The following is a 14,607-nucleotide window of genomic DNA, read 5'->3' as shown; positions in this document are numbered from 1 at the left end:
GAGCACTTTATGATGACACCATATTAAAATGAGTCGCACAGTTACGACCTCTTTCTTTGGATAAATAAAGTGCTTGATCAGCTTTCGTAATGATTGAATAAGGATCATCATCTTCGGTAAACGTTGCGATACCGGCACTGATTGTCATCCGGTTCACGATATCCCAATGAGCGTGTTGAATATTATCTTTCAGTATTTCGGCGGTAGCCATCGCATCGTTTTCTGACATGCCCGGAAGTAATACAACAAACTCTTCTCCCCCATAGCGTGCTACTACGGCATTTTCCGGAAGATTCTCAAATAAAATCGCTGCTACTTGAATTAAGACTTGGTCGCCTATTTGATGACCGTAACGATCATTCACGCGTTTAAAGTGATCGATGTCCATCATCATGAGTGAAAATGGTTGCTGAGTCTTTTCATACTCAATGACGATTTCATCAAATTTATGGTGGAAATACCTGCGATTAGGGATGTTGGTCAACTTGTCGGTGTTGGATAATACCACCAAATGCTCATTCATATTTTCTAACTCTATTTTCTTTTCTTTAATTTCTGCATATAGCGCTTGTAGTTCTTGATGTGCGACTTCTTTTTCTTTCAAAATCTCTTCAACTTTTACTTTAGTTTGACGTAAAACCTGTTCATACTCCATCCGCTTTATCATCGGCAACATCACAATGTCCACGCGATACGCAGCCTCGGCCTCGAAGCAGCGTGCACTTAGTATAAAAGGTACTTCTTCTCCAGATTTTTTCATCAATTTCACAAATAATTCTCTTACTCTGCCGTAAAGATGAATCGTCGGATAGAAATAAGAATGAAAAATCATACGTGCGGGTGGCCGGCAAATGATTTCCACGTGTTTACCAACCAATTCATCCTGTTCATAGTTCATTTCAATTAAAAATGTATCATTGACAGCGACGATATAACCCTCATAATCAATGGATAGAAAACCACAAGGCGCATTCTTAAAGCGCTCTTCCATCTCTGATACCCCCTCATAATCAGGCTATATATGCTCTAATTGCTTCAATTGTTTTCTCTGGCTGACTAATATGTGGATAGTGACCTTTCGTTTCCATGACAAATAATTCGCTGTTCTTCAGATGATCTTTTAAGTAATAACCCACCTCAACGGGAACGATACTATCTTGTGCACATTGTAAAATCAAGGTTTTGACATCAGATTCGGGTAAAATATGACGATAATCAGAGAAAAATGTTACTTCTGCGAATTGACGAGCAATCCCTGGTTCATTGGAAACAAATGTACTTTCCAAGTCCCGTACTTTTTCTTCATCGGGAGAAGCTTCCATCGCCATTGGAGCCATGTAGCTAGCCCATCCTTCAAAGTTCATTTCCATCATTTCCAACATATCCGTGATATCTGCTTCATCAAAACCGCCTTGATAGTCGGTTGTGTTCAAGTAACAAGGTGAAGGGCCAATCATAATCAAATCAGTAATTAAGTCAGGACGGGCATTCGCTGCCAACAAACCAATCATGGAGCTTACCGAATGACCGACGAAGGTGACATCACTTAACGCGAGGGATTCAATTACATCAATAACATCTTATGCGTATCCTTCCAACTGGTTATATTTTTCTGGATCATACGCACTGACATCTGAATTTCCAGATCCCACATAATCAAACAGAACAACTTGATAATCATGTGTAAATGCGGGCAAGATATACCGCCACATCCCTTGTTCACATCCAAATCCATGTGCAAAAACGAGAACTTTATCCCCGTTCCCAACCACATTGACATTATTTCTTTTGATTATGTTTTTCTCCATGATACTCATCCTCCCACTTTCCTAAACCCATGCTTACTCATTTCTATCTATATGCTACTTTAGGAGATTTTTGCGCTATTTTCGAGATGTTCCGACATATCTCTTTGTTTACCTGTTTAGGTCCTCTATTATTAATTTAACAAATAAATAGCAGGAGGTTTTTTACATGAATGCTGTTGCTCGAAATAGACGTGGGGGACTGATTGCGCCAATCAACGAAAGCATTTGGGAACATTTGAAGCTAGTATTTTGGCCGTTTCTCTTCTGATGGACAGTTCTTTCCTCTAATAAATGGTTCACGGGAAAAGCCTTTTCGAGCATTTTTTATACGCTAATTATCTAATTTTCACTTTGAATAGCCCACCGGATAACGGTTCATCGTTCTCTTTGGCAGTAGTGATATAGAGATACGCTTTGTTTTCCCCACCAATGCAGCAAGAGGTAATATTGGATACGGGCATCGGAATCGTTAGTAACTTCTCTCCCGTAGCAGGGTCCCACTTACAAATTTGTTTGCCGCCATATTCTGCGACCCAAATCTTTTCGTCCACATCCACACACATACCATCTGGAGAACCATTGCCTGTTATCTCAACGATTGTTTTTCCGTTCGATACCGTACCGTTGGCTAAATCATAATCGTACTGCTTGACTTTTTTAGTCGGTGTATCAATATGGTAAAACGTGCGGCCATCCTTCGTCCAGCCCATACCATTGGAAAGCGTCAAATCACTAAGCAATATACGCACTTCGCCATCTTCAATAATAAACAGACGTGCTTCTCCCTCAAGCGTTTCTCCGTAACCCATTGTGCCGATCAAAAAGCGCCCGTTTGGATCCAGTTTCCCATCATTATAGCGTTGACGTTCATCTTCATTTGCCTGCATCAGATAAGTCCGTTCTTTTGTTTCCGGATTGATTAAATAAATCCCTTGCTTCTCTGCTGAGATAATCTTTCCATCTTTATTTAAAACGGCAGCCCCTACCGGTCCGTTAGTCGGGTAGGAAGTAATTTCCGTTGTTTCTTCGTTCAACCGATAAATCATTTCATCTTCAATCGAGACAAAATATAAACGTTGCTCTTTCTCGCTCCATACTGGGCCTTCAAGTAATTGATTTCCGGCATAATAAACAAGTTCTGGTGTATATGTCTTTTGCATGCAAATCATCCCTTCTGAAAGTTCGTCTTACATTCATTCTACCTGAATTCGTTCCCACTCCAAACAAAAAGACTGTCTCTATTACAGAAACAGCCCCCTTACCTCTATTTAAAATTATCGGCGTTTAAATTCTCACCGTTCGTTTCAATCACTTTTTTATACCAGTAGAATGAATCTTTGCGGCTACGAGCCATCGTGCCGTTCCCAGCATCGTCGCGGTCTACATAAATGAAACCGTAACGTTTGGACATTTCGCCCGTTGATGCGGAGACTAAGTCGATACACCCCCATGTCGTATAGCCAAGCAATGGAATGCCGTCAATTTCAACGGCCGCTTTGAATTCTTCGATATGTTGCTTCAAGTAATCAATCCGGTAGTCATCATGGACAGAACCATCTTCTTCCGGCTTGTCATACGCCCCTAAGCCATTTTCAACGATGAAGAGCGGCTTTTGATATCTTTCCCAAAGTGTATTCAATGTCGTACGCATACCCAATGGATCAATCGCCCAACCCCATTCTGATTTTTCCAAGTAGGGGTTTACTGCTCCCACAAATGCATTCCCTGTCGTTGCTTCTCCAGGCTCAAGCTCTGCTTTTGACGTGCGCGTTGAATAGTAACTCAAGGAAATATAATCTACCGTGTTTTCCGCCAGTACTTTCTCATCTTCTTCAGTCATTCCGATTTCAATGCCTTCTTCGGCAAATTTATGCTTCGTCCAGTTCGGGTATTTCCCGCGTGATTGGACATCAATAAAGAAGAAGTTTTCCTGATTCGCTAATTGTGCAGCACGAATGTCTTTCGGGTTCGCACTATACGGGTAGTAATCGCCCGCTGCAATCATACATCCCATTTGGGCATCAGGATCAATCTCTCTCAATGCTTTGGTTGCCCGCGCACTCGCCACTAATTCGTGATGCGCCGCTTTATAAAGGACCTGTTCGCGGTTCTCACCTTCTTCCAAATAAATCCCTGCACCCATAAAAGGCAGGTGGAAGAGCATATTGATTTCATTTACCGAAATCCAGTACTTGACTTTCCCTTTGAAACGTTTGAACAATACCGTTGCGTATTTCTCAAACAAAGCAATCATTTCGCGACTCTTCCATGAACCATAGTTGTCAATCAACGTTTTTGGCACATCGAAATGATTAATCGTTACAATCGGTTCAATGTTATATTTTAGTAACTCATCAATCACATTTTCATAAAATTGCAGGCCTTCTTCATTTGGCTCCTCTTCTAAGCCCGTTGGGAAAACCCGTGACCAGGCCATCGAAAAGCGGTACGCCTTGAATCCCATTTCGGCGAACAACGCAATATCTTCTTTATAGTGTGTATAGAAATCAATCGCTTCATGTGATGGGTAAAATTGTCCTTCTGGTACGTCCTCGTAATGACGCAGGCCGGCTAGAATTTCACGACGGTATGCGCCATGCGGAATCAAGTCAACACTGGTTAACCCTTTGCCACCTGCTAAATAGCCACCTTCTATCTGGTTAGCAGCAGACGCGCCGCCCCAAAGAAAATCCTTTTGCATTTTATAATCCCCTCTCTTGTTGCTTCAATGTTGTTAGGAGGTAATCCCCTTTTTTGTTCTTTAGTTATTATAACATCTGTGAAATGTATTTGTATTCGTTTTCAAATTAATAGAATTTATCCAATGTGATTTACTAACAATCTTTTCCTAGTCGGTAATATTGTTTTAGATATATTTTTGACAAATTTACATCCTTCCTGTAACATATATTGTGAATAACTTAACAAATATAGATAGGGGAAAAGCATAATGAATAAAATAGCATTTCGTTCACCCGCACGTTACGTTCAAGGGCAAGGCGTTTTGACAACTTTGGGTACAGAAGTTGAAAACTTGGGTACCAAAGCGCTCATTCTATCAGACGATATCGTCTGGAACTTACTCTCAGATAAAATAGATAAAAGCTTTTCTGACAGCAAAGCAACATTTGCGTTTGAGAAGTTCAACGGTGAATCTTCCAACAATGAGGTACAACGTTTGGTAAGTGTTGCTAAAGATAATGAAGCAGACGTGATTGTGGCGTTGGGTGGTGGAAAAGCCGTTGATACTGCGAAAGCACTGGCGGACGAAGTAGGTGCACCGGTCATTATTGCACCAACGATTGCCTCAACGGATGCTCCGACTTCCGCACTTTCAGTCATGTATACCGACGAGGGCCAATTCGAAGACTACCGTTTCTACAAAAAGAACCCTGATTTAGTCTTGGTTGATACTGAAGTAATCGTGAATGCCCCGGCGCGTTTATTTGCTTCGGGAATGGCAGATGCAATGGCGACACTGGTAGAAGCAAGCGCGGCGTATCGCAATAATGGATCAACGATGGCGGGAGGAAGCCCTTCACTTGCAGGTCAAGCCATTGCAGCAGTTTGTGAACAAACGTTATTTACAGAAGGGATTGCGGCATACGCAGCGGTTAAAGAGCACTTGGTAACACCGGCAGTTGAACATGTGGTGGAGGCGAATACGCTTCTTTCCGGCCTAGGTTTCGAAAACGGCGGACTGGCTGGCGCGCACGCGATTCATAACGGCTTTACTGCTGTTTCAGGCGAAATCCATGACTTAACACACGGTGAAAAAGTGGCATACGGAACGTTGACACAACTCGTGTTGGAAAATCGTCCTGTAGAAGAAATCTATCAATTCATGCGCTTCTACAAAGCAATCAGCATGCCCATTACATTGGCAGAAATGCATTTAGACCAGACCTCTTATGATGAATTATTAAGAGTGGGCGCATTGGCAAATGGCGAAAATGACACAATGGGCAACATCGGCAGAACGCTGACAGCCAAAGAAATCGCCGATGCGATTCTCGCAGTTGATGCACTTGCGAAGACGTTGGAAAAATAAACTCCATTCAAATTACGCGAATAAAAAACTCAGATCGGGTAGCGACCCCCAAAAGTTAGAGTTTTAATTATGCAGCCAATTGGCTGGTTTGAGTTCGGTATTCTACTGGACTTAGGCCAGCCAATTTTTCTTTCGATCGAACTTGGTTGTACCAATCGATATACTCGGAAATCCTTGATTCAAGCTCACCATAACTTACCATTTTTTCTCCGTGATACATTTCCTGTTTCAGAATGCCGAAGAAATTTTCCATCGCTGCATTATCAGCACACGTTGCTTTCCGAGACATGCTTTGAAAGAGTTTGTTTTTCTTCAAGATTTTAACCCACTTGTTGTGCTGGTACTGCCACCCTTGGTCCGAATGAAGGGTCGTGCGGACGGTGCCGTGTTTACGAATGATGCCGACGGCCTCCTGCAGGGGCTTCATCACGAAGTCCAGAGTTGGTCGCTTATTCATGCTGTAGGCGATGACCTCTCCGTTATACAAGTCCAGAATAGGGCTAAAGTATAACTTCTCCTCCCCCATACACTTGAATTCAGTGACGTCCGTGACGAGTTTCTGTAAGGGGATAGTGGTGTGGAAGCGCCGATTCAGTCGGTTCTTCGCAACGGTTCCCACTTTCCCTCTATAGGAATTGTACTTGCGAGACTTCCGCATGAACTTGACACATTTTAAACCTATTTCTTGCATGAGGCGGTACACCTTTTTGTGGTTGACGCAATGTCCCAGTTTTTGCATTTCCTTCGTGAGTCGTTTATACCCATACCGCTCTTTGAACTGAAAGAAAAGCTGTCGGATCAGCTCTTTTAGAGCCCCATCCGGGTCCGCTATTCCCAGTTGTTTCGCGTGGTAATGGTACGTTGCGGATGGGATTCCAACTACTGAAAGGATATCCTTCAGTTTGAATCCTTCTTCTTTGAGTGCGTATGCCACTGCTGTTTGTGCTTTTCGAGAAAGGTGTCTGGATTCTCCCGGAAAGCTTTCAACTTTTTTAAGTAAGCAATCTCTAATCTTAGTAATTCATTTTCACGTTCCAGCTCTTCTTGGGAAAGAGAAGTGGACTTTGCTTGTTTTCCCGGCTGTTTTCTCGGTTTTCTGGACATGGGAGGTCGCCCCTTTTGTTTTGGTTTCAGGCCTTTTATCCCGTTCTCTTGGAAGGCCCGGTTCCAGTTGGCGATGAGGGAAGGATTGTTCATGCCGAAGGCAATGGCCGTTTCGGAATAAGAAGCGCCTGTTTCTTTCATAAAGTGTAATACATCCACCTTGAATTGAACAGGGTAGACCGTCTTCTTCCGCTTCCTCTTCAGACCTTCCAACCCGAATTCTTGGAAAAATGTCACCCATTTTCGGACGGTTGCGGCATCAGGAATGGCATGTTTCTTCGCCAAGGCGCTATATCCCAACGGGCCATCCAGATATTCTTGCACAACTTGTAACTTGAATGCTTCACTATATTTTGCCATAAAAAGAACCCCCAAAAGTTTAGATTTTACTCTAACTTTTGGGGGTCGGTACCTCGCCATATGGCCGTCTGAGTTTTTTTGTGAAGCCAGTTTATGATGCTTTCCCCTGAATATTTTTCGTTTATAGGACCGCAAATGTTTTTTATCCAGCCCTATTCCTATAAATCCAATTTCAAATTTCCTAGCACTTCTTCTGCTTCATGGAATAATTCTTCAATGATTTGTTTTACAGATTTAATTTCGTGGATGATGCTGGCAATTTGGCCGTAAGTCACGATTTCATTTTCAGTGTCGCCGTCTCTTGCGGCTTTAATCAGTGATGGGAGTGTGAATTTTTCAAGTGTGTTCATATCTGTTTCTGGATTTTCATCCAACGCGACGTGCTTTTGAGACGCGTTGTTTCGTTCGATTCGAATCGGTCCACCTGAGCGGCGACCGGAAACAAATGTTGCTGTGTCAGAGGCATTCAAGATCGCCTGTTTATAGTTTTCATGAATGGGCGCCTCTTCTGAAGCGACAAATCGTGTTCCAAGTTGAACGCCTTCCGCGCCGAGTGCAAAGGCCGCGACGATTCCGTTTCCGTCTGCGATTCCGCCGGCACTGATAACGGGTATTGAGACTGCCAACGCCGCTTGACGAGTAAGCGTGAATGTTGTTGCCTCACCCACATGCCCCCCTGCTTCGGTTCCTTCAACTACCACACCGTCTGCGCCGTGATCTTCCATTTTTTTCGCGACACGTGCAGAAGGAACGACTGGAAAAATAATCCCGCCCGCTTCATGAATCGGCGCAATCAAAGGAATCGGATTACCCGCTCCAGTTGTAAAGAATTTAACGCCTTCTTCTAATAGAACACTGAGTATTTCTTCTACGTTTCCGGCAATAATAGCAATATTGGCACCGAATGGTTTCGTTGTTTTAGATTTTATTTCGCGAACAGCTTCTCGCACGGCCTCGGGCTTCATCCCGGCTGTTGCCAGAATTCCCATTCCGCCTGCTTCAGCCACTGCACTTACTAATTGGGGACGTGAAACGCCGCCCATCGCCCCACAAAAAATAGGATACGTGATTCCCAACATACTTGTTACTCTACCCATTTGCAATTCCTCCAGTTATCACTCTTCATTTGTTACATGTATCACATACTATTATAACACTTTTCATTAAGCTACAATAGTCGGTTTTATGTTCTTTTTCATTCATTTCTGATATGATGCAAGAATAAAACCTACAGGGGGAAAATAACTAATGCTAGAGTTCAAACAAAACATACGCGGAAACGTCGCTTTGGGCGTGAACCCAATTGGCTGTAAACAAGAAGTATTGAATCAAGTGAACTACGTTAAGAGTAACGGAACATTCGATGGGCCAAAGAAAGTCTTGATTATTGGTGCTTCTTCCAGCTATGGATTAGCGACACGTATCAGTTTAGCTTTTGGAACAGGCGCCGATACAATTGGTGTTTCCTTTGAAAAGGGACCAAAAAGCGCACGTTCATTGGGAACGCCAGGTTGGTATAATAACATCGCGTTTCGTGAAGCTGCTGAAAAAGAAGGTTTAGTCGCGAAGAATTTCGTGGCGGATGCATTCAGTCATGAAACGAAACAAGACGTTATTGATTACATCAAAAATGAATTCGGCGGAAAAGTAGACTTGGTTGTTTACAGTTTAGCGAGTGGCCGACGGAACGATCCGGATACAGGCGAGGCGTATGTTTCTTCAATTAAAGCGATTGGAGAGCCTGTAGTGGGTCCAAATATTGAAATGCAAACACAAAATTACTATACACAAACGTTGGAAACAGCGACAGAAGAAGAAATTGCGAACACCGTTAAAGTAATGGGTGGCGAAGATTGGCAGTTATGGATGGAAGCTTTGAAAGAAGCGGACGTCTTAGCTGATGGCGTATTGACTACCAATTATTCCTATTTAGGATCCGAATTGAACCGTCCATACTACGGCGGCGGAACGTTGGGACAAGCAAAAGCGGACTGTGATGTGAAAGCAGAAACGATTAACGACTTGTTGGCGGATGTGAACGGGAAAGCACAAGTGATTGTGGCTACAGCTGTAACGACGAAAGCCAGCTCTGTTATTCCGTTCTTCCCGGTCTATTGCATTGGCCTGTACAAAGTAATGGAAGAAAAAGGCACGCACGAAACACCAATTATGCACATCGACCGCATCCTGCGCGATATGGTTTACGGTGACAAGGCGGAATACGATGAAATGGGTCGTATGAGACCGGACAGTTGGGAATTAGACAGCGATACCCAAGCAAAAACGAAAGCATTGATTGAAAAAATAAATGCTGAAAACTTCAATACAGATCTTACTGCTTATGACCTTTTTGTTAAAGAATTCTCGAATCTAAGCGGCTTTGACGTGGATGGTTATGTAGAAGAAGAGGTAACGTTAGAGGATTTGAAAGCTTTAGAATATTAAAATAGTAAGGGGCCGGGAAAAAACTCCTGGCCCCTTGTTATTAATGAATAATAGTGGCGTAAACGTGCTCAAAAAGGCAGATCCGACATCCACTTTGTTATGGTTGTTGCTGCTTTAGCAGCTTACAAACATGATACACTTGGGCTTCAGCCCACAGTGCTCCTAAAATAATGCGCGGATGGCCTGCGTCCATCCTATGCTTATTCGTTCCAGTTGCCGTAGCCGTTGCTACTTTAGTAGCTTACGGATATGGTATGCGTTAGAAGATTCGGATCTAAATGCCTTTTTTCCCACTCTCTTTAATCACACAACCATTCTACGGACTGCTTGAATAGTTTCTTAAATGTTTCGTCCTCGAATCCTTCTTTTCTATGCGTCGGAGTCAGGCATAGGACCTTACCTTCGTCGATTGTATGACGCCAACCTGCTATTTGCTTGCCTTCGCTCGATTTGCTTCGCAGGAAAACATGCGTCTCTTCTTCATCCACATCCACAAAATAATGCTCATCTAAGAAATGAAAAGAAATCGCTTCTGATTCAGGTGCAGTTCCTTCATACATGACATCCAGATGTTCTTCAGGATGATGGAGAAAATGGCCTTTTGCCAATTGACGCATCCGCGAATCTTCCGGATACGCACTAAGACCGCCATGTAGGACAAGTAGATTGCCCCCATTTGATACATAATCCCATAACTCTTGATCCAATTGAGGTGTCAGCCATGGTTTTACATCCTCTTCTTCCGGCGTCGTCCGGTTTTCTTTGCTGAGAATAAACAACTCTGGTTGCTTCTCCAGTTCTTCGCTGAGGGAGTCGCTTGAAATATCCGTCAGTTCTTTGTCGTTTAGCACTTCTTTTATAAATGCCAAGACTAAATCATGGCTGTGATAGTAATCGCCCAGCAATGTGAGAATAGACATAGTAGTCCCCTTCCTAATCATTTTCGAGTAGCTCAATCATCACTTTCAATGGCTCAAAGGCATCCAAATACGCATATTTTCCACCTTCGTACGCGCCTTTTTGGACAACAGGAATTTGGTCTTTTTCTAAAGTATCTTCAATCGTTTCCATATCATTTACAAAGAAAGCAATATGGTGGACCCCTTCGCCTTTTTCATCCAAATGCTCGCGCCATGTCGATGGTTTCTCATCTGGCTCGATCAATTCAATCTGCAGGTTTGTACCGACATCAAAGAAGGCCAGTTTTGCCGTCGCCGTTCCCTCTTCTCCTCGGTAGTACATTTTTTTACCTGCAGGCGGTACTGTTACTGATATTTCCGGTATTTCCACATTAAGAAACTTTGCGTAGGCCGCTGCCGTTTTTTCAATATCTTTTACAATTATGCCAACTTGAACGACTTCTCTTGTTCCTAACTTGCTCTTGTCCATGTAATCGCCTCTTTCTCAATTTGGGTTCTTTTAAAGTTTATCAAAGCACTTACAAATTGTCCATTTGTAGTGCTTTACAGAGGAATCAAACGCTTCTTCCACGCGACAGAAGTGGAGGGTTTGCGTTAGAGTGGCGCGGCGTGCAAAGGTTAGTTGATTTAGGCTGACTTTTGCACGCTTTCGCGGTAAATAGTGCAAGAGTTTGTCATTTTGTACTGACCTTTGCACCTTTTTGGAGTTTTTAGTGCAAAGGTCTTCACTTTTTTACTAACTTTTGCACGTCTACACGAATGAATGACGTTCACCCAGAAACTTATAAAACCCTCTAATACAAAAAAACTCCTGCCGCAAAGTGCAGGAGTTTATTAGTATTGTGTTATTGTGTTAAACCGCCATCAACGATAAATTCTGATCCAGTAGAGTAAGAAGATTCGTCACTTGCTAAATAAAGCATCAGGTTCGCAACTTCTTCTGCTTGCGCCATCCGTCTCATCGGAACAAAGTTTGTGTAAGCTTTGATTTGCTCAACTGCATCACCTTCCATTGTCATTGGTGTTTCGATAATTCCAGGATGAATGGAGTTTACGCGAACGCCTTGTGGTGCCAATTCAGCAGAAGCTGCCTTTGTCATTCCACGAACGGCAAATTTAGAGTCTGTATAACCAATTGCACCAGCTTTCAAACCGTTAATTGAAGAAGTGTTAATAATTGAACCGGCACCTTTTTCAATCATAATTGGTGCGATTTTTTGCATACCAAGGAAAACAGAAACTTGGTTGATTTCCAAAATTTTGCGGTATTGTTCTTCTGTCATCGTCAAGAGTGATTGTGCAACAGAGATTCCTGCATTATTTACTAAAACATCTACGGTTCCAAATGCTTCCAATGCTTGTTTCTTCACTTCTTCCCAATCACTAGCTTTTGTTACATCGATTGCTACAAAGATTGCTGCATCGCCTAATTCTTCTGCTAATGCTTGGCCGCGCTCTTTGTTTAAGTCACCAATGACAACTTTAGCGCCCTCAGCCACAAATTTTCTTACGGTTGCTTCCCCGATTCCACTTGCTCCACCTGTTACTACGGCGACTTTATCTGTTAGACGTTCTGACATAATTATTACCTCCGCTAAATATATATTTTTTATTCTTTAATCGTTTGTTGCAATTATGTTGCCGACCCTCTACAACAAATTATGTTAACGTTTACACATCGTTAATCAAAAAAACATCCAGTTGTTTGCTAAAAGGGGACGACTAACGCACTTTTAAAGTATGCGCATACATTATTATACCATAGATATTGTGAATTGGAATACATATAGGATGTGATATAAACATCTGTTTTTCTATTTTTGTACATTAATAAATATTTTGTTCCCATATAATAAAATTGTACCTACAATCAACAGAGGAATAAATACGAAACTGAAGTTATAATTTACATAGAAAAGGCAGCTTCACTCCGAATAATCGGAAAGAAGCTGCCTCTTTGGTGTTCTGTTATTTACGCAGTAAACGTAAGCCGTTCAAGATAACCACGAGCGTACTGCCTTCATGGATGATGACGCTGATAGCAATATTCGTTAAGCCCAGTAGACCGACCGTCACCAGAAAGACAACGACCAGCATAGAAAAAATAATATTTTGCCACATAATGCGATTCATTCGTAAGGCGATACGGTGTGCTTCAATCAGTTTTAGTAAATTATTCTTCATTAATGCCAGGTCTGAAACTTCGACTGCCACGTCCGTTCCATCTCCCATTGCGATACCCACGTCCGCTTTAACTAAGGCCGGAGCATCGTTAACACCATCGCCTACCATTGCAACCACACCATATTTGGTCTTTTGATCACCGATAATGTCGGATTTGTCAGCGGGCATGACATTGGCAATTATTTCATCTATCGCGAGCTGTTTGCCCACTGCCTGACCGGTCATTTCGGAATCTCCGGTGATGAGTGTCGTATGGATGCCACGCGATTTGAAATAGGCGATGGCAGCTTGAGCGTGTTCGTTAGGAATATCCATTAGCGCAATAAGACCTTGTACATCGTCATTTTTGGAAATATAGACAACAGTATTTCCTTCTGCAGCCCATTTCGCATTTAAATGGGCAATTTTTTCAGGTACCTTTTCAAAAGTGCTTGGTTTACCAATGCGGTAGCTGTCCTGATTGGCTGTAGCAATTAGCCCTTTTCCAATTTCGTTCGTAACCGTTAGAGTCAGTTTTTCGCGTGCCGTAAAAGCCTGTAACATCGCGGTTGCCAACGGATGATTGGATTCTGACTCCATTGCGACGATCACATCAATGAGATGGGCTTCATCTGCGGAATCCATGAAGTAAGTGTGCGTCACTTCCGGTTTTCCTTTCGTCAGTGTACCCGTTTTGTCGAAGGCAATCGCTTTGATATCTGCCAATTGTGACAAATAGGTGCTTCCTTTGGACAAAACGCCCTGCTTTGCGAGTGTGGAAGTTGCGGACAACGTAGCCGAAATCGTTGCCGCTGCAAGCGCACATGGAGACGCGGCGACTAAAATAACCAGACCTTTATAAAGACTTTCATTCCAACTCCATTTAAATAAAAGCGGTGCTAGTATAACAAAAAGTGGAATGGCGATTAGTACAAAGGTGACATATTTCGGCTCGAACTTTTGGATGATGCTCGCAGCTTTTGTTTGATTGCTTTGATTCTGATTAACAAGTTGCAGAATTTTCGCAAAAACGGTATCTTTCGCTTCTTTGGTTACTTCCATTGTAAAGGAACCTGTTCCGTTAATCGTACTGCCGAAGACAGGGTCACCACTTGTTTTCTCTTTCGGCATACTCTCGCCATTGATGGCTGATTCATCAATAGCAGTCGTTCCAGAAATAATAAGACCGTCAATGGGAACTTGATCACCGTTCAAGACTTGTAGATGGTCGCCTTTTACTAATGCTTCGACCGCGACTATTTCCGTCTGGCCATCCTTTTTGATACGGCGCGCTGTTGTGGGGTTCATTTCAAGTAATTTTGTGATTTCTCTTCTACTTTTTCCTTCCGCGTATTCTTCAAGGAAATGCGCACCGGAGAAAATGAGAATCAATAGCGTCCCTTCCCAGAAGTTGCCCATTAAGGAGGCTCCAATGGCAGCAAGTCCCATCAAAATATGAGCATTGGGAGTAAAGGCATGATTGTGTTTTGTATTTTCAATCGTTTCGCCCAACCCTTCCAGAATGACAACATGGTAGCCAGCCGCAATGGTCGCGATGGCAAAAAGACTATTTCTTAAAGGTGCAATATCCTCACTCAAAAATAAGGCGATGAGTGCCAACACGAGCCCGCCTATATAGAGTATAATTGGCATTTTCCCATGGTTATGCTCGTGCTGATGCTGGTGGGTTTGTTCATGATGATGTGATTGGCTCATGGCAATTCTCCCTTTCATATGAATATTCATTCATGTGTTA

At 42.7% G+C, this 14,607-nt stretch carries 13 protein-coding genes and 1 pseudogene; 3 read left to right on the top strand and 11 right to left on the bottom strand.

The window, feature by feature from the left end:
- Positions 1-7: 7 nt before the first annotated feature.
- A complete protein-coding gene (locus G7058_RS07575; RefSeq protein ID WP_166062955.1) occupies positions 8-991 on the bottom strand; it encodes a sensor domain-containing diguanylate cyclase in 984 nt (327 codons plus the stop codon).
- 19 nt (positions 992-1,010) lie between these two features.
- A pseudogene (locus G7058_RS07570) lies at positions 1,011-1,712 on the bottom strand (alpha/beta fold hydrolase).
- A 262-nt stretch (positions 1,713-1,974) separates the two neighbouring features.
- Between G7058_RS07570 and G7058_RS11890 the strand changes: the two are divergent.
- Positions 1,975-2,076 (top strand): DUF6512 family protein, encoded by a 102-nt coding sequence (locus G7058_RS11890; protein ID WP_227004404.1) that lies wholly within the window; start codon positions 1,975-1,977, stop codon positions 2,074-2,076.
- 67 nt (positions 2,077-2,143) lie between these two features.
- On the opposite strand, the gene G7058_RS07565 is transcribed toward G7058_RS11890, so the two are convergent.
- Both G7058_RS07565 and G7058_RS07560 read right to left on the bottom strand, forming a co-directional pair.
- A complete protein-coding gene (locus G7058_RS07565) occupies positions 2,144-2,968 on the bottom strand; it encodes an SMP-30/gluconolactonase/LRE family protein (RefSeq protein WP_166062953.1) in 825 nt (274 codons plus the stop codon).
- Between the two features lie 104 nt (positions 2,969-3,072).
- On the bottom strand, positions 3,073-4,509 hold the full coding sequence (locus tag G7058_RS07560; RefSeq protein ID WP_166062952.1) for a 6-phospho-beta-glucosidase: 1,437 nt from the start codon (positions 4,507-4,509) through the stop codon (positions 3,073-3,075).
- A 249-nt stretch (positions 4,510-4,758) separates the two neighbouring features.
- Between G7058_RS07560 and G7058_RS07555 the strand changes: the two genes are divergently transcribed.
- Positions 4,759-5,859 carry a glycerol dehydrogenase gene (locus tag G7058_RS07555; RefSeq protein ID WP_166062951.1) on the top strand — a complete coding sequence of 367 codons (1,101 nt, stop codon included), beginning with the start codon at positions 4,759-4,761 and terminating at the stop codon, positions 5,857-5,859.
- A 67-nt stretch (positions 5,860-5,926) separates the two neighbouring features.
- On the opposite strand, the gene G7058_RS07550 is transcribed toward G7058_RS07555, so the two are convergent.
- The 3 genes from G7058_RS07550 to G7058_RS07540 form a co-directional block, all read right to left on the bottom strand.
- Positions 5,927-6,871: an IS3 family transposase gene (locus G7058_RS07550; protein ID WP_227004523.1), complete on the bottom strand. Its 945-nt coding sequence runs from the start codon at positions 6,869-6,871 to the stop codon at positions 5,927-5,929.
- Entirely contained in the window at positions 6,757-7,323 is a 567-nt protein-coding gene (locus G7058_RS07545; RefSeq protein WP_166062738.1) for a helix-turn-helix domain-containing protein, read from the bottom strand. The genes G7058_RS07550 and G7058_RS07545 overlap by 115 nt, the downstream gene beginning before the upstream one ends.
- A gap of 158 nt (positions 7,324-7,481) precedes the next feature.
- Positions 7,482-8,420: an NAD(P)H-dependent flavin oxidoreductase gene (locus G7058_RS07540; RefSeq protein ID WP_166062950.1), complete on the bottom strand. Its 939-nt coding sequence runs from the start codon at positions 8,418-8,420 to the stop codon at positions 7,482-7,484.
- A 151-nt stretch (positions 8,421-8,571) separates the two neighbouring features.
- Here G7058_RS07540 and fabV point away from each other — a divergent pair, with 151 nt between their 5' ends.
- The gene (fabV, locus tag G7058_RS07535; protein ID WP_166062949.1) at positions 8,572-9,768 is read left to right on the top strand and encodes an enoyl-ACP reductase FabV; all 1,197 of its coding nucleotides are present in this window, start codon (positions 8,572-8,574) and stop codon (positions 9,766-9,768) included.
- 299 nt (positions 9,769-10,067) lie between these two features.
- On the opposite strand, the gene G7058_RS07530 is transcribed toward fabV, so the two are convergent.
- The 4 genes from G7058_RS07530 to G7058_RS07515 form a co-directional block, all read right to left on the bottom strand.
- Complete coding sequence (locus G7058_RS07530) at positions 10,068-10,688, bottom strand: ThuA domain-containing protein (protein WP_166062948.1); 621 nt, start codon at positions 10,686-10,688, stop codon at positions 10,068-10,070.
- 13 nt (positions 10,689-10,701) lie between these two features.
- Positions 10,702-11,157 (bottom strand): VOC family protein, encoded by a 456-nt coding sequence (locus G7058_RS07525; RefSeq protein WP_166062947.1) that lies wholly within the window; start codon positions 11,155-11,157, stop codon positions 10,702-10,704.
- Positions 11,158-11,533: 376 nt separating this feature from the next.
- Positions 11,534-12,268: an SDR family NAD(P)-dependent oxidoreductase gene (locus tag G7058_RS07520; RefSeq protein ID WP_166062946.1), complete on the bottom strand. Its 735-nt coding sequence runs from the start codon at positions 12,266-12,268 to the stop codon at positions 11,534-11,536.
- 388 nt (positions 12,269-12,656) lie between these two features.
- Positions 12,657-14,567, bottom strand: a complete 1,911-nt coding sequence (locus G7058_RS07515) for a heavy metal translocating P-type ATPase (protein WP_166062945.1) — start codon at positions 14,565-14,567, stop codon at positions 12,657-12,659.
- Positions 14,568-14,607 lie beyond the last annotated feature (40 nt).

This window comes from Jeotgalibaca porci (genome assembly GCF_011299095.1).
Classification (GTDB): Bacteria; Bacillota; Bacilli; order Lactobacillales; family Aerococcaceae; genus Jeotgalibaca; species Jeotgalibaca porci.
The sequence above is the reverse complement of the archived record's forward strand: the minus strand, read 5'-3'. Positions and strand labels throughout refer to the sequence as shown.

What these genes read in the sequence shown, in the direction of transcription:
- G7058_RS07560 (WP_166062952.1), bottom strand. Translation starts at nt 4,509, where the DNA reads ATGCAAAAGGATTTTCTTTGGGGCGGCGCGTCTGCTGCTAACCAGATA.
- G7058_RS11890 (WP_227004404.1), top strand. Translation starts at nt 1,975, where the DNA reads ATGAATGCTGTTGCTCGAAATAGACGTGGGGGACTGATTGCGCCAATC.
- G7058_RS07520 (WP_166062946.1), bottom strand. Translation starts at nt 12,268, where the DNA reads ATGTCAGAACGTCTAACAGATAAAGTCGCCGTAGTAACAGGTGGAGCA.
- G7058_RS07575 (WP_166062955.1), bottom strand. Translation starts at nt 991, where the DNA reads ATGGAAGAGCGCTTTAAGAATGCGCCTTGTGGTTTTCTATCCATTGAT.
- G7058_RS07530 (WP_166062948.1), bottom strand. Translation starts at nt 10,688, where the DNA reads ATGTCTATTCTCACATTGCTGGGCGATTACTATCACAGCCATGATTTA.
- G7058_RS07545 (WP_166062738.1), bottom strand. Translation starts at nt 7,323, where the DNA reads ATGGCAAAATATAGTGAAGCATTCAAGTTACAAGTTGTGCAAGAATAT.
- G7058_RS07565 (WP_166062953.1), bottom strand. Translation starts at nt 2,968, where the DNA reads ATGCAAAAGACATATACACCAGAACTTGTTTATTATGCCGGAAATCAA.
- G7058_RS07540 (WP_166062950.1), bottom strand. Translation starts at nt 8,420, where the DNA reads ATGGGTAGAGTAACAAGTATGTTGGGAATCACGTATCCTATTTTTTGT.
- G7058_RS07525 (WP_166062947.1), bottom strand. Translation starts at nt 11,157, where the DNA reads ATGGACAAGAGCAAGTTAGGAACAAGAGAAGTCGTTCAAGTTGGCATA.
- G7058_RS07555 (WP_166062951.1), top strand. Translation starts at nt 4,759, where the DNA reads ATGAATAAAATAGCATTTCGTTCACCCGCACGTTACGTTCAAGGGCAA.
- fabV (WP_166062949.1), top strand. Translation starts at nt 8,572, where the DNA reads ATGCTAGAGTTCAAACAAAACATACGCGGAAACGTCGCTTTGGGCGTG.
- G7058_RS07515 (WP_166062945.1), bottom strand. Translation starts at nt 14,567, where the DNA reads ATGAGCCAATCACATCATCATGAACAAACCCACCAGCATCAGCACGAG.